Raw genomic sequence first — 23,254 nt, 5'->3', positions numbered from 1 at the left:
GAGAGAGTTCAGAAACAACGGGCCTGGCCGGTTGCTGTTGCGCCGGAAGCAGCGGTAGCCGGCGCGTCTGCATTTGTCTCCGCAGACAGATGGTCAGACTCGTTAAGCGACTGCGCATTCTTGTATAAATCCGCGATCATCTGGGCGCTGACATGCTTGCTGTCGAACAGAATTTTGCCATCACGTAAGCCGATAATCCGGCTGAAATGACTGCGCGCCAGCTCGACCTGATGCAGGCTGCAGATCAGAGTGGCATTACGTTCACGCGCCTCTTGTTGCAGCGTCGCCAGCGTTTGCTGTGCCAGCGTCGGGTCGAGTGCCGACAGCGGCTCATCCACCAGCAACAGCTGTGCGTCTGACAGCAGCAAGCGGGCTAGACCGCAGCGTTGACGTTCGCCGCCGGATAATTTATCGACCCGCGCATACAGCTTGTGTTGCAGATGAAAGCGCGCCAGTGCCTCAAATGCCGCGCGCGGATCGGTGGGTTTGATCAGATTGGTGAATGCCTGCAGGAATGTCCAGTGCGGCAAACGCCCCGCCAGTACCGAGGTGACGACACGCTGGCGGGCGGGCAGGGGTGGTGTCTGCGGCGCCAGAAATAACTGGCGGCGCAGTTGATGGCGCGCTGAGTGCGACAGTTGCCAGACGGCTTGTCCATTAAAAATCAACTCGCCTTGCGTTGGCTGACTGGCGCAGGCAAGAGTGTGCAGTAAAGTGGTTTTGCCAGCGCCGGACGGACCGATGATGGCAATCTGCTCGCCTTGCTGTATCTGCAGATGAATATCCTGCAGCGCAAACGATATCTGGCTGCCAGACGCTGCAGCGTTTTGCGGATGCCTGACGAACAAACTCCGCACGAGCACTTGGGGTTGCGGAGAACGCTCCATTATTTCAATAAACCGGCATTGTGAGCGGCTGCTTCAATTGCCTTGTAGTTTTCTGCTTTGGTTGGAATAAAACGGCTGGCGCGTTGCAACTCCAGAATTTCTTTATCTTCGGCTTTGCTTGCATCCAGAGATAAGAAAGCGTCCGTGATTTTTTTGCGCAGTTCGGCTGGCATATCGGCGCGGACTGTCCAGTTGTAATCGAAATAGCCCGGCGTTGTGTAAAACACGCGTACCTGTTTGGTATCGACTTTGTTCTGTGCTACCAGTTTGTCCCAGACCGAGATATTCAATGCACCAGCATCGACTTTGCCGCCGGAAACCGCAGCGACAGTCGCATCATGCGCACCCGAAAACGCAATGCGTTTCAGATCGGTATCCGGATTGATTTTCGCCGCCAGCAAATAAGAGCGCGGCATCAGATGACCGGAAGTCGATGATTCGGAACCGAAAGTGAAGGTCTTTCCTTTCAGGTCTTCCAGCTTGTGGATGTCTTTGTTGGTGGTAATGAAAACGGATTTGAATTTTTCATCCTCTTCACGCTGCACCAGCGGGATCACCTGATCTTTACTGCGTACTTTGGCTTGCACGAAAGTGAAGCCGCCGAACCAGACCATATCCAGCTTTTTATTGATCAGGCCTTCAACTGATGCGGCGTAATCAGTCACTGGAATGAATTCGACTTTCATGCCGGTTTTCTTTTCCAGATACGCGCCCAGAGGTTTAAATTTGCGTTGCAATTCGGTTGGCGCTTCGTCTGGAATCGCCGACACACGCAATACTTGCTGAGCCTGCGCCAGGCTGAGTCCGCTGAAGCCGAGCAACCCAAGCAAACCGGCTGCCAGCAAAGCTGTGCTGCGACGGCGTGAAGGACGGGAAATGTGTAAGGAGTGAGTTGGCAACATGATTCTCTCTGTGTCGGTTGATGCGATGATAGTAAAGATGACAGCCGCGCTGTCATCGCGCTTGTCGCTGATTGCTTATTTCGTGCTTGTCTGGCTTGTTGATGCTTTTAAGAGGTTTACCTGCTGTACTGAAATCTTATACCGCACTGTTTTTACTCTGCGCTAGTTTCGTGTTCTCAGCCGTTGGGGGTAATAGCGGCAATTTGAGAAAAATTGCTTTGTTCCGGCCATTGTTTTTGGCGGCATACAGAGCAGCGTCGGCTGTCTTCAGTAATAGCGCTGGATCGCTGCCATCTGCATTGCAATAGCAGCTGTAACCGATACTGATACTGACGTGTTCGCTGATCGGTGATTTCTCATGTCTGATCGCCAGATTGGCCACGGCGGCTCTGATTTTTTCGGCAAACTGTATCGCGCCTTCTTTGCTCATGTCCGGCATGATGACGATAAATTCTTCGCCACCAAACCGCGCAATTGCATCACTGGCTCTGACCAACTGGTTTTTGAGTCCGGTTGCGACCTGCACCAGGGCTTTATCACCTGCGACATGACCATAGTGATCGTTGTAATCTTTAAAGAAATCAATATCGATCATGAACACGGCCAGCGGATTATTCTGACGAATCGCATTTGCCAGCGCAATTTTGTAATGTTCGTCAAAAAAACGACGGTTGTAGATGCCGGTCAGGCTGTCGGTGGTGGCTTCTTTTTTGAGTATCTCAGAATGGGTACGCAGAATTTTTTCGCGTTTGATCGATGCACTGGAATCAGAAATCTGTATCAAACACCAGCGTTCACCTTCAACGCTGAGCGGCGTCAGGGTGATGGACTGATGCAGACGTTTTTTCTCTCCGGTTTCGTCGGCTTGCTCAAACAAGGCAAGCGGGAAACGGTGCAGGGCGTTTGATAATACGACCGGCAAGCCGTAGTTCAGCGTGTTGCCGAGTGCGGTCAGAAAAGCCCGTGTGGGGGCATCTTCAAACGCAGCATTGATATGCAGACCTTGCGCTTCGTCGGCACTGATGCCGCTGTGTTTTTCAACCCAGCCGTTCCAGAGCACAACGTGTTGTTTTGCATTAACGACGATCAAACCCAAATTGATGGTCTTTAAAATTTCCACTGTTGCTGAGGGCGACAGCGGTAATACATCCGACATCAAATTTCTCCCAGATAACGTTCTATCTGAATGATCAGACTTTCAAGGGACGTTGAGCTTAACAGAAAGATCAAGTGCCCCTCGGAACGGCGTTTTTCGATCGCCAGATCAATGTGCAACAATAAGACGTAGGGCTGTTTTTCGTCATCGCTGACACGCCGGAATATTTCTTCGGTGGTGGCGACAGTGTAGTCAGGTAGTGAGCAGTCGAGCGGGATGTTGAGCATATCCGCCATCGCAGACAGGCAGGCATTGAGAATGATGTTACCGAGTTCGCACATCGCTTCCTGCTCAAATTCGGCAAGATCTTCCAGACTGATCTGCGAGCCCATCATATCGCGCACGATTTCGAGCGCATGTTCTTCTGTGAATAACAGCAAGGCTTCAGCCTGAAATGTGCCGCTGAAGGTCTGGTGCACAGTACCAAAACGATTGCTATCGAGCGAGATGGCAGATAAATCCAGATCAGAAGATTTGCGGATTTCTACCGAAGGAACAGAAAGCAGAACTTCGTCACCAACGATTTCAGACAGGCTGGCCGCTGCTCTGCCGGCGCCGACATTAAAGACTTCGCTTAAAGCATCGAGATGAAGTTCGCTCAGAGTGTTCATTATTCGCTCATGAAGTGATGGATAACGATCGCAATGGATTTTTCTGTGACTGGTTTTGCTACAAAAATAGCGCCGAGTGCATGCGCCCGCGTTTGCATGGTGTCTTGTACGTTTGCCGAGAAAATAGCGATGCGCATGTGCGGATGGGCTTGCAATATCTGTTCGGCTGCATCGGTTCCCAGCATGCCTGGCATATTGATGTCCATGGTACAGAAGTCCGGCGCTTGTTGCTCTACCATTTTGATTGCTTCCTCGCCTGAGGCTGCTTCAATAAATTCCCAGTCAGGCTGAACTGCTTTCACGTGGGCACGGATAACCATGCGCGAGACTTTACTATCATCAACAATAAGTAATTTTTTCATATTTCACCGTTGCAATTCGGCAGTGAGGGGGATATCGGAAATTTGGGCTCATTTTACCTTACAGACTGATGATTTTCATCGCCTGATTTGTCGTTAATTTGTAGTTGCTTTAATTTTCGCCAAAGCGTTGTCCTGCTGATGCCAAGATAGGCGGCAACGGCGTCCCGCTGGTGACCGAAACGCTGCATGATTTCCTCCAGTGTTTCCTGCTTGGCAGCCCGCATACCCGGTAATTGGTCTTTTTCATCTGAGGGGAGACGGATGGCATTTGTTGTTTCGTTCGTCGTGATTCCGCCTGATAATTCCGGCAAGATTTTACTGACAAACGCCGGACTCAGCGCCTGCAAGGGCTCTGCGGCGAGAAAAAGTGCCAGTCTTTCCATCATGTTGCGCATTTCTCTGACGTTGCCGGGCCATGGGTAAGTTTCAAATAAGCCGGTGCAACTGCTGATTTCTGCATGCAGATTCGGATGAGGACGGGCACCCATCGCTGCCAGCGCATGTTTCAGACTCCATTCGGCCAGCGGCATGATATCGGCGTGTCGCTCGCGCAGCGGCGGCAATTGCAGACGCAACACCGCAAGCCGGTAAAACAGATCTGAGCGGAATTTTCCTTCTCTGATTCTGGCTTCCAGATCGCAATGTGTGGCGCTGATAATGCGCACGTCAACCGCGACCGGACGCACGCCGCCGACCCTGACAATTTCGCGCTCTTCCAGAACCCGCAGCAGACGGGTTTGCAGGTTCAGCGGCATTTCGCCGATTTCATCCAGAAATAAGGTGCCGCGATTGGCGGCCTCAAATAAGCCTGCATGACCACCGCGCCGCGCGCCGGTGAATGCGCCTTCGTCGTAACCGAATAATTCTGATTCCAGCAGCGATTCCGCAATCGCACCGCAATTGACGGCAACAAAGGGCTGCCGTGCGCGTGGACTTTCACTATGGATGGCTTGTGCTGCCAACTCTTTACCAGTGCCGGTTTCGCCTTGTAACAGCACCGTAGCGGGCGAACGTGCAAATAAGCTGATCGCGCGGCGGGTGTTTTCCATGATGGCCGACTCACCGCGCAGATCATTGAGCCCGTGCTTGGTACGCAATGCGTCTGCCGCCGGATGGTGGCGACCACGCTGTGATTCCAGGCGGGTCAGGCGGGCGATTTCGAGCGCGTCGTCAAAAGCCTGACGAATCGACGTAGCGGAGTACATAAAAATACCGGTCAGACCCGCTTCGACCGCCAGATCGGTAATCAGGCCAGCGCCGACGATTGCCTGTATGCCGCTGGCCTTGAGTTCGCTGATCTGCGCTCTGGCATCTTCTTCAGTCACATAGGTGCGCTGTTCAATTTTGAAGCCAAAAGTATTTTTGAAATCGGCCAGTTCGGGCATTGTTTCCTGATAGGTGATCAGGCCAATTTCCTTCGATACTTTGCGCGCCCGTGCTAAAGCCTGCATGACGTCAAAACCACTCGCCTTAGCGGTCACGACCGGAATCGGCAGGCGGCTTTTCAAATACGCGGCATTGGAGCCAGCGGCGACGACCGCATCGCAACGCTCGGTTTGCAGGCGTTCGCGGATATGCTGTACCGCTTCCTCAAAACCCATATTCAGCGGAACGATATCGGCGTTCGCATCGTATTCCACCATGATGTCGCGGAACATATCGAATAAACGGGAAATCGACACGGTCCAGATGATGGGTTTATCTTGTGTTTCACGCGGCGGCAATGGCGGTTGTTTCATATTTGTTTCAATCTCAAAAGAAAATGTTTCATTTCTATTTTATGAAACATCATTATGAAACATTTTATCTGGAACAGGCAATTGATTATTCTCAGCGTGCATCGCTTAAGTCCTTGATTTTTAACATTCCCGGTCTAAGCTGTTGCGATGCCGGCTGGCGCTGGCATGTTGATTGCAATAGACGCTGGCAACTTCATTAACCTGAAAGACATCAACGATATGAGCAACTACTCCGCAGGTGCCGCCTTCCGTAAGGCGATGCAAGAAGAATCCCCGTTACAAGTGGTCGGCGCGATCAACGCGAACCACGCTTTGCTGGCTAAACGCGCTGGCTTCAAGGCTATTTATCTGTCTGGTGGCGGTGTCGCTGCTGGTTCTCTGGGTTTGCCGGATCTGGGTATTTCTAACCTGGACGATGTGCTGACCGATGTGCGTCGCATTACCGATGTGTGCGACCTGCCTTTGCTGGTGGATGTGGATACCGGTTTTGGTTCATCTGCGTTCAATGTGGCACGCACTGTCAAATCGATGATTAAATTCGGCGCAGCTGCGATGCATATCGAAGATCAGGTTGGCGCGAAACGCTGTGGCCATCGCCCAAACAAAGAAATCGTCACCAAGCAGGAAATGGTTGACCGTATCAAAGCCGCAGTCGATGCGCGTACCGATGAGAATTTCGTGATCATGGCGCGTACCGATGCACTGGCAGTCGAAGGGCTGGAAGCGGCGATTGACCGCGCTCAGGCTTGCGTGGAAGCGGGTGCCGACATGATTTTCCCGGAAGCGATTACCGAACTGGCGATGTACAAACAATTCGCCAATGCGGTCAAAGTACCGATTCTGGCCAACATCACAGAATTCGGTGCGACACCGTTGTACACGGTTGAAGAACTGGCCGCTGTCGATGTCGGTCTGGTGCTGTATCCATTGTCTGCATTCCGTGCGATGAACAAAGCCGCAGAAAACGTCTACAACGCGATTCGCCGCGATGGCTCGCAAAAGAATGTGGTCGATACCATGCAGACACGGATGGAATTGTACGAGCGCATCAATTATCACGATTTCGAGCAAAAACTGGATGCCTTGTTTGCGCAGCAAAAGAACAAATAATTCTTTGCTTGTGACGTCATTCCAGTGATCGCAGTTTATTCATTTTAAAACCGTATAAAAACACATACTCCCCCTGTTTTTTAACAAAATAGCCTTGTTCTCAGCAGAATCATTGGGCGTTAAAAAATACTGGGGGGAGTATCTAACTATCTCAGGAGAGCACCATGACTGAAGCCGTTCCTTTCAAACCAAAGAAATCCGTTGCCTTGTCCGGCGTAACTGCGGGCAATACCGCTTTGTGTACCGTGGGTAAAACCGGTAACGATCTGCATTACCGTGGTTACGATATTCTCGATGTGGCCGATGCCTGCGAGTTTGAAGAAATCGCACATTTGCTGGTACATGGCAAATTGCCGACGGTGGCTGAATTGCATGCCTACAAAGCGAAGCTGAAAGCATTGCGCGGCTTGCCTGCGAATGTGAAAGCAGCGCTCGAATGGTTGCCAGCATCCTCGCATCCTATGGATGTGATGCGTACCGGTGTTTCCGCACTGGGTTGCGTTCTGCCGGAAAAAGATGACCACAACACGCCGGGCGCACGCGATATCGCTGATCGTCTGATGGCGTCGCTGGGTTCCATGCTGCTGTACTGGTATCACTACAGCCACAATGGCAAACGGATAGAAACTGAAACTGACGACGAGTCGATTGGTGGTCATTTCCTGCATCTGCTGCACGGCCAGAAGCCAAGCAAGCTGTGGGAAAAAGCGATGCATACCTCACTGATTTTGTACGCAGAGCATGAATTCAATGCATCGACATTCACCGGTCGTGTGATCGCTGGTACCGGTTCCGATATGTATTCTGCGATTACCGGTGCGATCGGCGCACTGCGCGGTCCTAAACACGGCGGCGCGAATGAAGTCGCGTTTGAAATTCAGAAACGTTACGACAATCCGGACGAAGCAGAAGCCGACATCAAGAAACGCGTTGAAAATAAAGAAGTGGTGATTGGTTTCGGTCACCCTGTGTATACGATTTCTGATCCACGCAACAAAGTGATCAAAGAAGTCGCGCGCAACCTGTCGAAAGATGCGGGTTCGATGAAGATGTACGACATTGCTGAACGTCTGGAAACAGTGATGTGGGATATCAAAAAAATGTTCCCGAATCTGGACTGGTTCTCTGCTGTGTCGTATCACATGATGGGTGTGCCGACAGCGATGTTCACACCATTGTTCGTGATTGCACGTACTTCCGGTTGGGCGGCACATATCATAGAACAGCGTATCGATAACAAGATCATTCGTCCTAGCGCAAATTATGTCGGTCCTGAAGACCTGAAATTTGTGCCGATCAAGAGCCGTAAGTAAGTTGTCAAATAAGCTGCCATCTGTTTGAGGCGTTGAAGCTGCGTACACATAAAAGTATGCAGCTTCAGTGCAGAAAAGAGGGCAAAGGCGCAGACAGACTGCAACGCATTTCGCTCCCAGAACATCCTATATTCCTGAATAAGCCATGAACACTGCAAACCGCAAACCACTCCCCGGCACCCAACTGGATTTTTTCGACGCTCGTGCGGCAGTCGATGCGATTCAACCCGGCGCCTATGACAAGCTGCCTTACACCTCACGCGTACTGGCTGAAAATCTGGTGCGTCGTTGCGATCCTGCGACCCTGACTGACTCTCTGAAGCAGTTCATAGAACGCAAACGCGAACTTGATTTTCCGTGGTTCCCGGCGCGTGTGGTCTGTCACGATATTCTGGGTCAGACTGCGCTGGTCGATCTGGCGGGTTTGCGTGATGCGATTGCAGAGCAGGGCGGTGATCCGGCGCAAGTCAATCCTGTCGTGCCTGTGCAACTGATTGTCGATCACTCGCTGGCCGTCGAATGCGGTGGTTTTGATCCTGATGCGTTCGCTAAAAACCGTGCGATTGAAGACCGTCGTAATGAAGATCGCTTTGACTTCATTAACTGGACCAAAAAAGCGTTTAAAAATGTCGATGTGATCCCGCCGGGTAACGGCATCATGCACCAGATCAATCTGGAACGCATGTCACCAGTGATTCATGCAAAAGACGGTGTGGCATTTCCTGATACGCTGGTCGGTACCGACAGCCACACACCACACGTTGATGCGCTGGGTGTGATTGCGATTGGTGTTGGCGGTCTGGAAGCAGAAAACGTCATGCTGGGTCGCGCATCGTGGATGCGTCTGCCGGATATCATCGGTGTGGAACTCTCAGGTCGCCCGCAACCAGGCATCACTGCGACTGACGTGGTGCTGGCATTGACTGAATTCCTGCGTAAGCAAAAAGTGGTTGGCGCTTATCTTGAGTTTTACGGCGCTGGCGCTGCTGCGCTGACGCTCGGTGACCGTGCCACGATTTCGAATATGGCGCCGGAATACGGTGCGACAGCGGCGATGTTCGCGATCGATCAGCAAACCATTGATTATCTGAAGCTGACCGGCCGCAGCGATGAACAGGTGAAACTGGTTGAGACTTATGCGAAGGCAGCTGGTCTGTGGGCAGACAGCCTGATTAACGCTGAGTACGAACGCGTATTGACATTCGATTTATCCAGCGTCGTGCGTAATATGGCTGGCCCTTCGAATCCGCATGCGCGTGTTGCAACAGCCGATCTGGCCGCTAAAGGCATCGCAGCTAAATGGGATGAAGTGCCAGGACAAATGCCGGATGGCGCCGTGATTATCGCAGCGATCACCAGCTGCACTAACACCAGTAATCCGCGCAATGTGATTGCCGCAGCACTGCTGGCACGCAATGCGAATAAGCTGGGACTGACACGTAAGCCTTGGGTGAAATCTTCTTTAGCGCCAGGCTCGAAAGCTGTCACGCTGTATCTGGAAGAAGCCGGTCTGATGGATGATCTGGAAAAGCTGGGCTTCGGCGTGGTTGCTTATGCCTGCACGTCTTGCAACGGTATGTCCGGTGCGCTCGACCCTGTGATTCAGCAAGAAATTATCGACCGTGATTTGTACGCGACGGCGGTGTTGTCCGGTAACCGTAATTTCGACGGACGTATTCACCCGTATGCAAAACAAGCCTTCCTCGCATCGCCACCGCTGGTTGTTGCGTATGCGATTGCCGGTACCATCCGTTTTGATATTGAAAAAGATGTGTTGGCTGTTGTGGATGGCAAAGAAATTCGTCTGAAAGACATCTGGCCTACCGATGAAGAAATTGATGCGATTGTGAAATCCAGCGTCAAACCGGAAATGTTCCGTCAGGTGTACGAGCCTATGTTTGCGATTCAGGCTGACAATGGTGAGAAGGTTAGCCCGCTGTATGACTGGCGTCCACAAACGACGTATATTCGCCGTCCACCGTACTGGGAAGGTGCCCTCGCCGCGCCACGCACAATGACAGGCATGCGTCCTTTGGCGGTATTGGGTGACAACATCACGACTGATCATTTGTCGCCATCGAATGCGATCATGCTCGACAGTGCGGCGGGTGCTTATCTCGCAAAAATGGGCTTGCCGGAAGAAGATTTCAACTCTTACGCAACCCATCGCGGTGACCATCTGACGGCGCAGCGCGCGACCTTTGCGAACCCAACCTTGAAGAATGAAATGGTGCAGGTCGATGGCAAAGTGAAAGCCGGTTCGCTGGCACGCATAGAACCAGAAGGTAAAGTGACCCGCATGTGGGAAGCGATTGAAACCTACATGGAACGCAAGCAACCATTGATCATCATCGCTGGTGCGGATTACGGTCAGGGTTCTTCGCGTGACTGGGCGGCCAAAGGCGTGCGTCTGGCGGGTGTGGAAGTGATTGTTGCTGAAGGCTTTGAACGTATTCACCGCACAAATCTGGTCGGTATGGGCGTCTTGCCGCTGGAATTCAAACCAGGTGTGAACCGCCTGACGCTGAATATCGACGGCAGCGAAACCTTTGATGTCGTTGGGCAACGCACACCACGCGCGACGCTGACGCTGATCATTCATCGTAAAAACGGTGAACGCGTCGAAGTGCCAGTGACCTGCCGTCTGGATACTGCGGAAGAAGTCTCGATTTACGAAGCGGGTGGTGTGTTGCAACGTTTTGCTCAGGACTTTTTGGAATCCACAAAAGCTGCTTGATGTAAGTCTGTGCAGCCGAACGATGGCGCGTTGTCCGCGCCATCGTGGCAGTCAGATCGCGATCGCTGCATAGATCACACCAGGCCACAGTAGGTTACAAGCAGTTTTCAGGTGTAGAAAAATACGAAAGATGAATGATGGCTCATCCAGCTCAAATTAAAATCCCCGCGACATATATCCGTGGCGGTACCAGCAAAGGCGTGTTTTTCCGTTTGCAGGATTTACCTGCCGCAGCGCAAGTGCCCGGTGCGGCGCGTGACGCGATTTTGTTACGCGTGATCGGCAGTCCCGACCCTTACGGTAAACAGATCGACGGCATGGGTGGTGCGACCTCCAGCACCAGTAAAACAGTGATTCTTTCTAAAAGCAGCAAGGCAGATCACGATGTCGATTACCTGTTCGGTCAGGTGTCGATTGATAAAGCCTTCGTTGACTGGAGCGGCAATTGCGGCAATCTGTCGGCGGCAGTCGGTTCCTTCGCGATCAGCGCCGGTCTGGTGGATGCGAGCCGTGTTCCGCAAAACGGTGTCGCCGTAGTACGCATCTGGCAGGCAAATATCAGTAAAACCATCATCGCCCATGTACCGATCACCAATGGGGAAGTGCAGGAAACCGGCGATTTTGAACTTGATGGTGTGACCTTTCCAGCTGTGGAAGTGCAACTCGAATTCATGGATCCGGCCGCCGATGAAGAGGGGGCTGGCGGCTCCATGTTCCCGACTGGGAATCTGGTTGATGATCTGGAGGTGCCTGGCGTCGGCACACTGAAAGCGACAATGATCAATGCCGGTATTCCAACGATATTTGTGAATGCCGAAGCGATAGGTTATACCGGAACTGAGTTGCAAGACGCGATCAACAGTGACGCTGCTGCGCTCGCAAAGTTCGAGACGATTCGCGCTTACGGTGCCGTGCGCATGGGCCTGATCAAGCATATTGACGAAGCGGCTCAACGCCAACACACGCCGAAGGTGGCGTTCGTTGCTCAACCGCAGTCGTACGTGTCGTCGAGCGGCAAACAAGTGAATGCAGCGGAAATCGATTTGCTGGTGCGCGCTTTGTCTATGGGCAAACTGCATCACGCGATGATGGGCACGGCAGCTGTTGCGATCGGTACTGCAGCAGCGATTCCAGGCACGCTGGTGAATCTGGCGGCCGGTGGTGGCGAACGCAATGCAGTGCGCTTTGGTCATCCTTCCGGCACCTTGCGTGTCGGTGCGGAAGCAAAGCAGGTGAATGGCGAATGGACTGTCAAAAAAGCCATCATGAGCCGCAGTGCCCGCGTGCTGATGGAAGGCTGGGTCCGTATTCCCGGCGACACGTTCTGATTTTATACACCATCGTATGTCAACTGACCGCATCATTCACTGCTTGAATACGCTGGCGCTCTTGGGAAAAGAGTGCCGGTGTATGTTGCGGTCGCTTTGTTTGCGGCTAAGGCACTTACAGCAACGGCTGCTAGCGATGCTGAAAAAATCACGCAAATATTCGCATTCGCATCGTGCTTCAAGCTCAGAAATAACGCAAAAATTCATCAGACGCGACCCGTTAAACGGTCGCGTTTTTTCTTGGTCGCTTACATAAAACTTACAGGTTCATTCGCATTTCGCTGACCCGGAATGCAGCACAATAAAAAATAGGAGAGAGTATGTCATACGCAGCGTTTTATCAGCAGTCGATACAAAATCCATCTGCATTCTGGGATGAGCAGGCCAGACTGATCGACTGGCACAAACCTTACCAGCAGGTACTTGATACCAGCCAACCACCATTTGCCAAGTGGTTTGTCGGCGGCGAAACGAATCTTTGCTATAACGCGGTCGATCGCTGGGTTGCAACGCAGCCGGATAAAGCGGCGCTGATTGCGATTTCTACCGAAACCAATACAGAGAAAGTGTATAGCTTTGCTGAGTTGCATCAGGAAGTGCAACGCATGGCGGCCATCATGCTATCGCTGGGTGTGCAGCGCGGTGACCGTGTTCTGATTTATATGCCTATGATTGCGGAAGCGGCGTTTGCGATGCTGGCTTGTGCCCGTATCGGTGCCGTGCATTCTGTGGTGTTCGGTGGTTTTGCTTCAAAAAGTCTGGCAACCCGTATTGACGATGCTAAGCCGGTACTGGTTGTTTCGGCGGACGCTGGCATGCGCGGTGGCAAGGCTGTTCCATACAAGCCATTGTTAAACGACGCGATTGAGTTGGCCGAACACAAGCCAGCGCATGTGTTGATTGTGAATCGCGGTCTCGATGCGATGACGCTGGTCGCGGGACGTGACGTCGACTACGCGGCATTGCGTGCACAACACATGCAGACACCGGTGCCGGTAACCTGGCTGGAATCCAACGAAATGTCGTACGTGCTGTACACATCCGGCACGACTGGCAAACCGAAAGGCGTGCAGCGCGATGTCGGTGGGTACGCGGTAGCATTGGCGGCATCCATGAAGCATATCTATTGCGGCAACGCCGGTGAAACCTATTTTGCGACATCCGATATTGGCTGGGTGGTTGGGCATTCTTATATCGTCTATGGCCCACTGATTGCGGGGATGGCGACGATTATGTACGAAGGCACACCGATACGTCCCGATGCTGGCATCTGGTGGAGCATCGTTGAAAAATACAAAGTGACGCGTATGTTTTCTGCGCCGACAGCGATCCGTGTGCTGAAAAAACATCCGCCTGAACTGATGAAGAAATATGATTTATCTTCGCTGAAGGCGCTCTATCTGGCGGGGGAGCCGTTGGATGAAACAACCTCTAGCTGGATTGCGACCGAGCTTGGTGTGCCGATTATTGATAATTACTGGCAGACAGAAACTGGCTGGCCAATTCTGTCGGTCGCCCGCGCGATTGAGAATACGCCGACACGGCTGGGCAGCCCCGGTGTCGCGATGTATGGTTACAACGTTCAGATCATTAATGAAATGACGGGAGCCGAATGCGGCCCGAATGAAAAAGGCGTCGTGGCGATTCGTGGTCCTTTGCCGCCGGGTTGTATGCAAACGGTGTATGGCGATGACCAGCGTTTCGTCAGTACCTACTGGGCAAATTTTGCCCATGAACAGTTGTATTCAACCTTTGACTGGGGCATCAAAGATGAAGATGGCTATTACTTCATTCTCGGCCGCACCGACGATGTGATTAATGTTGCTGGCCATCGTCTTGGTACACGTGAAATCGAAGAGAGTATTTCCAGTCATCCGCAGATTTCTGAAGTTGCTGTGGTCGGTGTTGAAGATAAGCTCAAAGGGCAGGTTGCTGTCGCTTTCGCGACACTGAAGCATCCTGATGCTGCGACAACGCCAGAGCAAAAACAGGCATTGGAAGCGGAGGTGATGGCTGTTGTAGATAAGCAACTTGGTGCGGTTGCCAGACCATCTCGTGTGTATTTTGTTGGAATGTTGCCTAAAACCCGTTCGGGTAAATTACTGCGCCGCTCGATACAAGCGATTTGCGAAGGACGGGATGCGGGCGATCTGACGACGATAGAAGATCCGCATTCATTAGCGCAAATCAAGGATGTGGTTGGGCAGAAGGTATAGTCAGATGTTCTCAGCATAAAAAGAGGTGGATATGCATAGACCGCATATCCACCTCTTTTTTACTGTTGTTGTTTTACACCAGCAGCGCCGATGTCAGGCTGCTGACCTCTTCGTCAGACTCTTCCAGTATGCTGTTGAGCGTACCGTCGCCGACAACAAAATCGATTTCGGACGCGAATTGTCCTGCTTCTGCATAAGAATTGTAGTCAAACGGTGATTTTGTTCTGGCCAGCTCATTCGCCAGTAAGATGGTGTCGCCCAGCGTTTCTGGTGGCATTGCCCGCAAGCCAAACCACAGAGCCTCCAGCGCTTCCACGACGGTTGGCGGTAGTTGCAGAGTCTGGATGACCGCACGACCAATAATCGCTTCGCTTGAATCACCCTCGTCCTCATCCAGCGGATCTTCAGACACCGATTTTTCGCTTGCTTCTATGATTGGATATTCGATTTCGAGTAAAGATGGGAATTCTTCGGCACGCGATAACAGATAGAAATTACCGACTTCATGCACGATACCAGCGAACATCGCCGTTTCTGGATCAACTTTCGTGATTTTGCGTGCAATGACCCGTGACAGCGCGGCAACTTGCGCTGAATGCTCCCACAACGTACTGACCATGCCCTGAATATGTCTGTCTTTGCTGCTGCCGGCTAACTGCCGGACCACAATCGACGCCACTATTGCGTTCAGGGTGGCAAACCCAACACGGTTGATCGCTGCTTTCACGTTGTTGACGATATTGCCCCTGCTATACGCTGCAGAGTTTGCCGTTGCCACCACGCGTGCCGCCAGCAGCGGCTCATTCATTACCAGCCTGGCAGCAAGATCTGCTGAACATTCGGGGTCTTTGATCGCTTGTTGAATTTTCACGGACGCAGCGATATTCGTGGGGAATACCAGGTCGCCGTTGTTGGCTTGTTCAACAATGTATTTAAGCGCTGTGGATCTGTTCATCGCAGAGGTCATGTTGGTTAAACGTCGCTGATGTTTCCGGTTTGCGTTTGCCTGCTACACCACCGGAGAGAGAAAACTCGATTTACTGCTTCTGTCACCGTTGCTGCGGCTCAGCCCCAAATACCATTCATTACATTGTAAGTGTTAATTTTAACAATGAAGTTATGAGGCAATGAATATCATTGCCTCATTCTGCTCGACTTGACACTGAAGGTCAATCAAGCTTCTGTAAAAATACGTAAATGTTTCTTTGTTTATTTCATTTTTTATTTCATTTGTTTCTGGTCATTGATCCACTTCAATACCTTTGTTTCAAGCAAGGATAGTGGTAGCGTGCCATCGCTCAATACGACATTGTGGAAACGTCGCAAGTCAAAACGATCACCGAGCGTGTCTTGTGCTTTCCGGCGTAATTCCATAATTTTGAGTGAGCCTATCTTGTATCCTAATGCCTGTCCCGGCCATGCCATATAGCGTTCTATACATTGGCGCGAAACGGCTTCACTGTATCCCAGTGTCTGTTGCAGGTATTGGATTCCCTGTTCGCGGGTCCAGCCTTTGGCGTGCATGCCGGTATCGACAACCAGTCGGGTCGCGCGCAGCATCTCATCGCTCAGATGACCATAATAGGCCGCTGGGTCATTTTCAAACAAACCCATTTCACGCCCCAGGGTTTCCGCATAAAGCGCCCAGCCTTCTGTATAGGCATTATTGCCGCCGACCTTGCGGAATTTCGGCACATCTAACTCTTGTAAGGTCGCCAGATGAAAATGATGCCCCGGTTGCCCTTCGTGCAGGAATAAGGTTTTCATTCCGGTGGTGGCGTAATCCTCAGGCTTATTTATCACCGCCCAGAATACGCCTGGGCGAGAGCCATCAATAGCTGGTGCTGTGTAGTGGTCGGATGCTGTTTCGCGGCTGATTTCTGGTTCAGGGCGAATTTCCAGTGCTGCTTTTGGCGTTTTTTCAAAGAATTCCGGCAGCTTTTTTCTGACAATGCCATCAATCGCAATATAAGCGTCGAGCACTTCTTTTTCGGTTTTGAATGGGCGGTAGCTTGTTTGCGCTTCCATCCATTCAGGCAGGGATTCAGGTTTGCCCTGATAGCCGAGCTTCGGCCCCAGAGCCGCGTATTCACGCTGGATGCGGGCGACTTCTTTAAGTCCGGTCGCATGAATTTGTTCTGGTGTCAGATGTGTTGTCGTCTGATCCTCGACCCAGGCCTGATACCACTGTGCACCGCCCGGCAAAGCGCTCCATCCTGTACTTTCGCGGCTTGCAGGTAAATACTCGTCTTTCAGGAATTGATTAAAGCGGCGTAGCGCAGGCAGCACTTGTTCTTGTATCGTGGATTGATAGACTTTGCTCAGGCGCAGTTTGTCTGCCTCGGTAAATTCCGCCGGAAAATTTTTGACCGGAAGATAGTACGGATGTTCAGTTGCCTGTTCTGTTACCAGTTGCGCGAACTGAGGCAACATTGAAATCACCAATGCTTTTGGCAGCACAATCTTACGACGCATTCCTTCGCGCATATTGGTGCTTGCCTGTTGCAACCATTCTGGCAACTGCCGGATCCGGTTCAGATAATTGTCGTATTGGGGAACGGTCTTTAGCAATTGCGCACTTTGCCCACTGGCGAAATGTGCCAGTGTCAGTGGCACGTTATCCATTTGATTGACTGGCATGAGCCTGTCGTTAAATTTCGACATGCGAATGGCTGCTGCGATTTCAAATTGCAGGCAATCATAAGTCACCTGATCAGGCGTGCTCAGTGCATTGCGCCGGATAGCCGACAGTGCTTTTGATATCTGACTCAACTGGGCTATTTGTTTTGCCTTGATTAGCGGATTTAAAGTCTGGGGCAATTTGTCGTCGTAGCGGCTGTCGCCGTTATAGGTCGCGGCTATCGGTTCAAATTGAGCCTGTGTTTCATAGTAACGCTCCGCCAGTGCCGCCAGTTTTTTCGCTGCAGTGACGGAATGCGCTGCGTGTGTTGGCGCTGCTGCCGACGATGGCAGATTTTCTGCGTACGTTAAAGGTATTCCGCTGCCCAGGCAACTGATGCTGAGAGCAAGCACAGATAAAGAGATTGAACGACGTAGCAACATGTGATGATGTCCTGAAAAATAGTATATGCCAGCATTCTCACTAGTAAGTGGTGTTAAATGGTTTTTAGCTGGCGAGTCTGGCTGCTATTTTATGTCAGCATGTCTCTTTGTTCCGAGCAATTTATTGTCAGCACCATGCTTACGCAATTTACCTGAAACATCTTCAGGTAAAATCAGATTTAACCGAATTACCTCAGGAATGTTGATGAAACTTGCTACTCTTAAAGATGGATCGCGTGATGGACAATTAGTGGTTGTGGCCAGGGATTTAAAAACGGCCTGTATCGCGGACGGTATTGCGCCAACATTGCAGCGTGCGCTGGACGATTGGAATTTCATTGCTCCCCAACTCGGTGAGTTGTATGACAGATTAAACGCTGGCAGAGCGGTGAATAGTTTTGAGTTTGAGTCGCAGAATTGCATGGCGCCTTTGCCGCGCGCTTTTCAATGGGCGGATGGTTCATCGTATGTGAATCACGTTGAGCTGGTGCGCAAAGCCCGAAATGCCGAAATGCCGGATAGTTTTTGGCATGATCCTTTGATGTATCAGGGCGGCAGCGATGATTTTATCGGGCCTTGCGATGACATTGTTATGTGCTCAGCGGAATGGGGAATTGATTTTGAAAGTGAAATCGCGGTCATTACTGGCGATGTCCCAATGGGAGTGAAAGTGCAGCATGCAGGGGAAGCGATACGCTTACTGATGCTGGTGAATGATGTCTCGTTGCGGAATCTGATTCCAGCAGAACTGGCAAAAGGATTCGGTTTTTTGCAGTCTAAGCCTGCGACCAGTTTTTCTCCGGTAGCGGTAACGCCTGATGAATTGGGTGATGCGTGGAAGGATGGGAAAGTCCATCTGCCGCTGCGATCCAGCTGGAACGGCAATCTTGTCGGGCAGCCGAATGCCGGCGTAGATATGGTGTTTTCTTTCCCGCAATTGATTACCCATTTGTGCAAAACACGGAATGTACGAGCTGGTTCCATCGTCGGTTCGGGAACTGTATCGAATAAGGATGCGGCAAAGGGATATAGCTGCATCGCTGAAAAACGTGCACTGGAGATGATCGCCACTGGTGAGCCCCTGACGCCATTCATGCAATATGGCGACAGCATTAAAATCGAAATGCTGGATAAAAATGGAAAATCAATTTTCGGTGCGATTGATCAAAGTGTTGTTGAGGCGGACGGAGTCTGACATGTCACCTCTTATTGAGTAAAAACTGCGTCGCTCGTCAAGTTACGCCATCGTTTTTAAACCACTTTTTCGAAAAAAAAACAGCGATGCTATCCGGCATCGCTGTTTTTTTATTATTGCCTGCCCAGCTGAAAGAAAATATTTCTCGCACCATTTTGTCCAAAAGCGAAGCCGAGGTAGATAGGGCCGATAAAGCTGTTGAATCCGGCAAACAGACTCATGCTTTTACGTAAAGATGCCGCAGTTATTTCTTTGCTGGTGTTCCAGGTATTGCCCGCTTCTAACGAGGTGCCGAGAAACAGGCTTTGTCCCGCCATTTCAAAATTCACAGCACGTAATAAATACGTGGCGCTGCCATATAGCATGTAGTTACCGCTGAACTGATCAGGTTGATAGGCTGAAAGCTTTTGAAAACCGCCTAGCATAGAACCTATTCCCCGGATTTGCGCATCGTTCTGAAATAAGCCAGCAGCGCTGAGCTTCAGATTGACGCTATGATTGTTGACACTTTTGGCCCATATCGTATTCAGACTCAGTTCCTGGTAAGTTTTTTTCGGACTGTTTAAACCAACAAACAGGCTACTGTCGAATTTGTAGCCTTCGCGCGGAAAACTGGGGTCGCTGAGCTGATCGATGATGACGCTGGTTTTGATGCCAACCTGCTGTAGGTCGGCGCTGGGCAGGTTGCCGTTTGACTGACTGCCATCCAGATTATTGATCAGTAAGCCGCCGAGCTTAGGACGAACGCTGTAGCTATTAAAATTCACGCCGACCCGAGCTTCGCCCAGAACGCTTTGTTCGCCGATACGGAAGGCGAGATCAACGCCGGCTTTTTCCGAGCGCAAAGTGTATTCTGCGAGCCTGACTCCGTCTTTATAGTAGTTCAGCGTATTTTCGTTATAGGCAAGATAGGGGGCAGCATACATCCCCTCACGTTCAAACAGTGGCTGACGCAATTCTGTGCGCAAATTGATCATGTTGCCGAATTCGATGTCATTTCGCCATTCAAGTCCACCTGCAGTCAGCCAGGGGCGGCGGTGACCGACTTGCAGCCTGTATCCGCCAGCGCCTTCAAAGCCACTTGACAGACTCAGACCAAAACGCAGGAAGTGTGGCCCCCAGTTTCGTCCGGTCGCATTAATGCGAATGCCATATTCGTCACCGCGCTGAACGAGCTCGTGGTTAATACTGTCAAATTCACGCGCATTATTCAGAATGGCAAGTTTACGATTGATTTCTTCGGCGTCGTACATCGTCCCGACTTTAATCGATAACTGACGCCGGATGTCGCTCTCAGGGATCGCGCCATTAGTTTCGATGTCAACAAATCCTATGCGTAATGGAGGAAGTTGCGGATTCAGACGCAGTTGCTGGGTTGCTGTATGCAGATGATCTGGTAATTGTAATGCGACAAGTTTGGCAGCGATATTCTGCGTTGCTTTCTCACCGATGGCCGTGGCTTCTTTTGAACGGTCAAAATCCATGAAGCCGATATTGCCCAACTGAGGTTCAATCAGAACGTCTTCCGGGCGGAGCAGGCCTTTTTGTACATTGACGTTTTGTTCTGTCAGAATATTCACCATCTGCTGACTGACATTGAACAAGGTTTGTAGCTGATCTCTTGGCATTAATGGTGTGCCTATATTCACTGCAATGATGATATCTGCACCCATGTTACGTGCAATATCCACTGGCAGGTTGCGAACCAGGCCACCGTCGGATAATAATTTTCCGTCTATTTCTATCGGTGCAAAGACGCCGGGCGCAGCCATGCTGGCGCGCACCGCTTTGTGCAATGAGCCTTTGTTGAAGACGACCATTTTTCCGGTTTCGAGATCAGTAGCGACTGCTCTGAATGGAATCGGCAGATTGTCGAAGTTAATATCCGGCGGCAGGTGAGCGGTCCAGTTTTGCAACAGTTCCTGAAACTGACTGGCTTGCACAACACCCGCAGGCAACTTGACTCCATTCGCACTCAGCCCCAGAGTGGCGCCTAACGGATATTGCTCGTCTTCTTCGCGGACTGATTGTGGTAACTGGCGGCGGTCAACGCGATCCAGAGCGATGTCATTGAGCTTCAGACTTGCCAGTCTTTTTTCTATTTCTGTTGCCGGCAGGCCTGCTGCATACAGACCACCGACAACCGCACCCATGCTGGTTCCAGCAATGCAATCGATGGGAATGTGCATCGCTTCCAGTTGTTTTAGTACACCGATATGCGCAAAACCACGGGCGCCGCCTCCGGATAATACCAGGCATATTTTAGGTGCTTTGATTTGCAGATGCTGCACGGTAGTGCTTTCTGCACGCGCATTATGCATACTTAAAGGGAGGCTCACCCATGTAAGTAAACTGATAAAAAGCAGTTTCCAACAAAATGAAAGTCGATTGAGCATGGAATTCTTGTCTTGGTCTCTATATACTGCTGGAAGTATATCAACTTAGCTTTTTTAAATTTAAAAGCATAAGCCAACTATTTAGCGCTCCCCATGAACTTACATCAATTACGTTTTGTACGAGAAGCCGTCAGGCAGAATTTTAATCTGACTGAGGCGGCGAAAGCTTTATTTACTTCGCAACCAGGTGTTTCAAAGGCAATTATTGAGTTGGAAGAAGAGTTGGGGGTTGATATATTTACCCGCCACGGCAAACGGATACGTGGTTTGACTGAGCCCGGACGGGCGGTCTTGAAATCGGTGGAGCTGATCATGCAAGAGATCGATGGTCTCAAGCGCATAGGCAAGGAATATGCGGCGCAGGACAGTGGCAGCTTTACCATTGCCACGACGCACACGCAGGCACGTTATGCCTTGCCTAAGGTGGTGCAGGCGTTTATGCAAAAGTATCCAAAGGTGCGTTTGTCTTTGTTGCAGGGGAATCCCAAGCAAATTGCGGAGATGGTGATGCGCGATCAGGCAGATCTGGTGATCGCAACGGAGTCTATCTCAGGCTTTGATGGCTTAATTTCTTTACCTTGCTATCAGTGGGAGCATGTGGTGATCGTACCGCCCGAGCATCCATTATTAAAGCTGAAGAATGTGACGCTGGAAGAGATCGCACACTATCCGCTGGTGACTTATGACTCGGCTTTTGCTGGACGCAGCAAAATTGATCACGCATTTCAGTTGCGGGATTTAAAACCCGATGTATTACTGGAGGCGATCGATGCCGATGTGATTAAGACCTATGTTGAATTAGGTATGGGCATCGGTATTATTGCCGGTATGGCTTTTGATGCCGAGCGCGACAAGCATCTGCGTGCAATTCCTGTCGGCCATTTGTTTGGCATGAATGTGTCGCGGGTCGCGATCAAGCAGGGGGCGTATTTACGCAGCTATATTTACACTTTTATTGAATTGCTGAATCCGACTCTGACACGCAAGATGGTCGATAGCGTTTTGCAAGGCAATAAGGATAATTACGATTTGTGATTCTCGCACCGGGATTTTCTGTCCTCGGATGGACTGAAGTGAAGTCCGTGAAACGCAATGAGTTGTTAAAAAATTTGACTAGATTAGAAATAAGTATGATTGAAAACACCATGCGTGATTATTATGCTCAGCGCGCCAACTCACTTGAGCAGATTTACCAGTATCCTGAACGTCAGCAGGATTTGCAGGATATGCAGCAACGCATTGCTGACTTAATGAAAAACCATAAAGTAATCGAAGTGGCTTGTGGTACGGGTTACTGGACAGAAAAATATGCTCCATCTGCTGAATCGGTCTATGCGACCGACGTGAATCAGGCAATGCTGGATATTGCGCAAACTAAGAGTTACCAGTCCGATAGAGTTCATTTCGGCATTGCTGATGTGTTCGATTTGCCAGAAGCGAAAGCCGGTGAGTACACGGCATGTTTTGCCGGATTTTTATGGTCGCACATCAAGCGCGAACAGCAGACCGATTTACTGGCAAAGTTGAGTCGTGGGGCAGGTAAGGGGAGTTTGCTTGTGCTGATCGACAATATCTACGTAGAGGGGAGTAGTACGCCGATAGCGCGTACGGACGCCGAGGGGAATACCTACCAACTCCGTATGCAGGAAGACGGTAGCCGGGTTGAAATAGTAAAAAACTTTCCAACTGACAGTGCGTTGCGGAAGAAATTTGCACCGGCTGTCCGGGATATCCGTATTTACAGAAATGAACACTACTGGTTGCTCAGTTGCATCCTTAAGTGACAGGGCGCGATTCTAGTATTGATCCTCCATTGTTTCCTGATTCTTTCGTATGCTACATTGCGGGTCATTTCAATAAAAGGAGCAGACATGGATTTGCAAGCTTGCACAGAAACGATACGTTCTAAAGTTGGTGATAACAGTGGGCTGAACGCTACTTTGAAATTCGACTGCGGTGCTGATGGCGTTGTTTTCGTTGATGCAGTCGCATCCCCAAACACGGTCTCCAACGAAAATAAAGAAGCGTCCTGCACGATCACGATTGCGTTGGCTGATCTAGCCGCATTGCTGACTGGGCAATTGAATCCTATGAATGGTTTTATGATGGGCAAACTGAAAGTCGCCGGCGATATGGGTGTGGCTATGCGTTTGCAAACCGTCGTCTAAAATTCAGCGGGCAAGTTCGTTTTGCCAGACAGAGCCGCAGATCGTTATGGATGCTGCGGCTTTTTTTATGT

The 23,254-nt window shown here is 50.8% G+C and carries 18 protein-coding genes; 9 read left to right on the top strand and 9 right to left on the bottom strand.

Translation table 11 applies throughout. From position 1 onward, the window contains the following. Positions 1–8: 8 nt before the first annotated feature. The 6 genes from KDM87_RS08480 to prpR form a co-directional block, all read right to left on the bottom strand. A complete protein-coding gene (locus tag KDM87_RS08480; protein ID WP_212678623.1) occupies positions 9–887 on the bottom strand; it encodes a phosphonate ABC transporter ATP-binding protein in 879 nt (292 codons plus the stop codon). Continuing rightward, on the bottom strand, positions 887–1,789 hold the full coding sequence (locus KDM87_RS08475; RefSeq protein ID WP_212678622.1) for a putative selenate ABC transporter substrate-binding protein: 903 nt from the start codon (positions 1,787–1,789) through the stop codon (positions 887–889). The genes KDM87_RS08480 and KDM87_RS08475 overlap by 1 nt, the downstream gene beginning before the upstream one ends. A gap of 136 nt (positions 1,790–1,925) precedes the next feature. After that, positions 1,926–2,945 carry a GGDEF domain-containing protein gene (locus KDM87_RS08470; protein ID WP_212678621.1) on the bottom strand — a complete coding sequence of 340 codons (1,020 nt, stop codon included), beginning with the start codon at positions 2,943–2,945 and terminating at the stop codon, positions 1,926–1,928. Beyond that, positions 2,945–3,556 (bottom strand): chemotaxis protein CheC, encoded by a 612-nt coding sequence (locus KDM87_RS08465; protein WP_186883726.1) that lies wholly within the window; start codon positions 3,554–3,556, stop codon positions 2,945–2,947. The genes KDM87_RS08470 and KDM87_RS08465 overlap by 1 nt, the downstream gene beginning before the upstream one ends. Further along, positions 3,556–3,918 (bottom strand): response regulator, encoded by a 363-nt coding sequence (locus tag KDM87_RS08460; RefSeq protein WP_212678620.1) that lies wholly within the window; start codon positions 3,916–3,918, stop codon positions 3,556–3,558. The genes KDM87_RS08465 and KDM87_RS08460 overlap by 1 nt, the downstream gene beginning before the upstream one ends. A gap of 53 nt (positions 3,919–3,971) precedes the next feature. Beyond that, positions 3,972–5,657, bottom strand: a complete 1,686-nt coding sequence (gene prpR / locus KDM87_RS08455) for a propionate catabolism operon regulatory protein PrpR (RefSeq protein WP_212678619.1) — start codon at positions 5,655–5,657, stop codon at positions 3,972–3,974. 219 nt (positions 5,658–5,876) lie between these two features. Between prpR and prpB the strand changes: the two genes are divergently transcribed. The 5 genes from prpB (at position 5,877) to KDM87_RS08430 (ending at position 14,361) form a co-directional block, all read left to right on the top strand. Continuing rightward, positions 5,877–6,767 (top strand): methylisocitrate lyase, encoded by an 891-nt coding sequence (prpB, locus tag KDM87_RS08450; protein WP_212678720.1) that lies wholly within the window; start codon positions 5,877–5,879, stop codon positions 6,765–6,767. 164 nt (positions 6,768–6,931) lie between these two features. Further along, a complete protein-coding gene (prpC, locus tag KDM87_RS08445) occupies positions 6,932–8,080 on the top strand; it encodes a bifunctional 2-methylcitrate synthase/citrate synthase (protein ID WP_212678618.1) in 1,149 nt (382 codons plus the stop codon). Between the two features lie 145 nt (positions 8,081–8,225). Continuing rightward, the gene (gene acnD, locus KDM87_RS08440) at positions 8,226–10,817 is read left to right on the top strand and encodes a Fe/S-dependent 2-methylisocitrate dehydratase AcnD (RefSeq protein ID WP_212678617.1); all 2,592 of its coding nucleotides are present in this window, start codon (positions 8,226–8,228) and stop codon (positions 10,815–10,817) included. Positions 10,818–10,954: 137 nt separating this feature from the next. Beyond that, positions 10,955–12,145, top strand: coding sequence for a 2-methylaconitate cis-trans isomerase PrpF (gene prpF, locus KDM87_RS08435; protein ID WP_212678719.1), 1,191 nt, complete (start codon positions 10,955–10,957; stop codon positions 12,143–12,145). 320 nt (positions 12,146–12,465) lie between these two features. Continuing rightward, positions 12,466–14,361: a propionate--CoA ligase gene (locus KDM87_RS08430; protein WP_212678616.1), complete on the top strand. Its 1,896-nt coding sequence runs from the start codon at positions 12,466–12,468 to the stop codon at positions 14,359–14,361. A gap of 73 nt (positions 14,362–14,434) precedes the next feature. Here the strand turns inward: KDM87_RS08430 and KDM87_RS08425 are convergent, their stop codons facing one another. Together KDM87_RS08425 and KDM87_RS08420 are read right to left on the bottom strand one after the other, a co-directional pair. Next, a complete protein-coding gene (locus KDM87_RS08425; RefSeq protein WP_212678615.1) occupies positions 14,435–15,316 on the bottom strand; it encodes an HDOD domain-containing protein in 882 nt (293 codons plus the stop codon). Between the two features lie 266 nt (positions 15,317–15,582). Further along, the gene (locus KDM87_RS08420) at positions 15,583–17,424 is read right to left on the bottom strand and encodes a DUF885 domain-containing protein (protein WP_212678614.1); all 1,842 of its coding nucleotides are present in this window, start codon (positions 17,422–17,424) and stop codon (positions 15,583–15,585) included. A 205-nt stretch (positions 17,425–17,629) separates the two neighbouring features. On the opposite strand from KDM87_RS08420, the gene KDM87_RS08415 reads away from it, so the two are divergent. After that, entirely contained in the window at positions 17,630–18,619 is a 990-nt protein-coding gene (locus KDM87_RS08415; protein ID WP_212678613.1) for a fumarylacetoacetate hydrolase family protein, read from the top strand. 113 nt (positions 18,620–18,732) lie between these two features. On the opposite strand, the gene KDM87_RS08410 is transcribed toward KDM87_RS08415, so the two are convergent. Beyond that, on the bottom strand, positions 18,733–20,940 hold the full coding sequence (locus KDM87_RS08410; RefSeq protein WP_212678612.1) for a patatin-like phospholipase family protein: 2,208 nt from the start codon (positions 20,938–20,940) through the stop codon (positions 18,733–18,735). A gap of 168 nt (positions 20,941–21,108) precedes the next feature. On the opposite strand from KDM87_RS08410, the gene KDM87_RS08405 reads away from it, so the two are divergent. The 3 genes from KDM87_RS08405 (at position 21,109) to KDM87_RS08395 (ending at position 23,183) form a co-directional block, all read left to right on the top strand. Further along, the gene (locus tag KDM87_RS08405; RefSeq protein WP_186883715.1) at positions 21,109–22,050 is read left to right on the top strand and encodes a CysB family HTH-type transcriptional regulator; all 942 of its coding nucleotides are present in this window, start codon (positions 21,109–21,111) and stop codon (positions 22,048–22,050) included. Positions 22,051–22,145: 95 nt separating this feature from the next. Beyond that, positions 22,146–22,799, top strand: coding sequence for a class I SAM-dependent methyltransferase (locus KDM87_RS08400; RefSeq protein WP_212678611.1), 654 nt, complete (start codon positions 22,146–22,148; stop codon positions 22,797–22,799). 87 nt (positions 22,800–22,886) lie between these two features. Continuing rightward, positions 22,887–23,183: an SCP2 sterol-binding domain-containing protein gene (locus KDM87_RS08395; protein WP_186883713.1), complete on the top strand. Its 297-nt coding sequence runs from the start codon at positions 22,887–22,889 to the stop codon at positions 23,181–23,183. Positions 23,184–23,254 lie beyond the last annotated feature (71 nt).

The organism is Cognatundibacterium rivi (genome assembly GCF_018139565.1).
Taxonomy (GTDB): domain Bacteria; phylum Pseudomonadota; class Gammaproteobacteria; order Burkholderiales; family Burkholderiaceae_D; genus Undibacterium; species Undibacterium rivi.
Note: the sequence above shows the minus strand (reverse complement) of the source record. Positions and strands in the feature narration are given on the sequence as shown.

Excerpts from the sequence above, each read along its gene's own strand:
- KDM87_RS08480 (WP_212678623.1), bottom strand. The coding sequence starts at position 887 with ATGGAGCGTTCTCCGCAACCCCAAGTGCTCGTGCGGAGTTTGTTCGTC.
- KDM87_RS08475 (WP_212678622.1), bottom strand. The coding sequence starts at position 1,789 with ATGTTGCCAACTCACTCCTTACACATTTCCCGTCCTTCACGCCGTCGC.
- KDM87_RS08470 (WP_212678621.1), bottom strand. The coding sequence starts at position 2,945 with ATGTCGGATGTATTACCGCTGTCGCCCTCAGCAACAGTGGAAATTTTA.
- KDM87_RS08465 (WP_186883726.1), bottom strand. The coding sequence starts at position 3,556 with ATGAACACTCTGAGCGAACTTCATCTCGATGCTTTAAGCGAAGTCTTT.
- KDM87_RS08460 (WP_212678620.1), bottom strand. The coding sequence starts at position 3,918 with ATGAAAAAATTACTTATTGTTGATGATAGTAAAGTCTCGCGCATGGTT.
- prpR (WP_212678619.1), bottom strand. The coding sequence starts at position 5,657 with ATGAAACAACCGCCATTGCCGCCGCGTGAAACACAAGATAAACCCATC.
- prpB (WP_212678720.1), top strand. The coding sequence starts at position 5,877 with ATGAGCAACTACTCCGCAGGTGCCGCCTTCCGTAAGGCGATGCAAGAA.
- prpC (WP_212678618.1), top strand. The coding sequence starts at position 6,932 with ATGACTGAAGCCGTTCCTTTCAAACCAAAGAAATCCGTTGCCTTGTCC.
- acnD (WP_212678617.1), top strand. The coding sequence starts at position 8,226 with ATGAACACTGCAAACCGCAAACCACTCCCCGGCACCCAACTGGATTTT.
- prpF (WP_212678719.1), top strand. The coding sequence starts at position 10,955 with ATGGCTCATCCAGCTCAAATTAAAATCCCCGCGACATATATCCGTGGC.
- KDM87_RS08430 (WP_212678616.1), top strand. The coding sequence starts at position 12,466 with ATGTCATACGCAGCGTTTTATCAGCAGTCGATACAAAATCCATCTGCA.
- KDM87_RS08425 (WP_212678615.1), bottom strand. The coding sequence starts at position 15,316 with ATGAACAGATCCACAGCGCTTAAATACATTGTTGAACAAGCCAACAAC.
- KDM87_RS08420 (WP_212678614.1), bottom strand. The coding sequence starts at position 17,424 with ATGTTGCTACGTCGTTCAATCTCTTTATCTGTGCTTGCTCTCAGCATC.
- KDM87_RS08415 (WP_212678613.1), top strand. The coding sequence starts at position 17,630 with ATGAAACTTGCTACTCTTAAAGATGGATCGCGTGATGGACAATTAGTG.
- KDM87_RS08410 (WP_212678612.1), bottom strand. The coding sequence starts at position 20,940 with ATGCATAATGCGCGTGCAGAAAGCACTACCGTGCAGCATCTGCAAATC.
- KDM87_RS08405 (WP_186883715.1), top strand. The coding sequence starts at position 21,109 with ATGAACTTACATCAATTACGTTTTGTACGAGAAGCCGTCAGGCAGAAT.
- KDM87_RS08400 (WP_212678611.1), top strand. The coding sequence starts at position 22,146 with ATGATTGAAAACACCATGCGTGATTATTATGCTCAGCGCGCCAACTCA.
- KDM87_RS08395 (WP_186883713.1), top strand. The coding sequence starts at position 22,887 with ATGGATTTGCAAGCTTGCACAGAAACGATACGTTCTAAAGTTGGTGAT.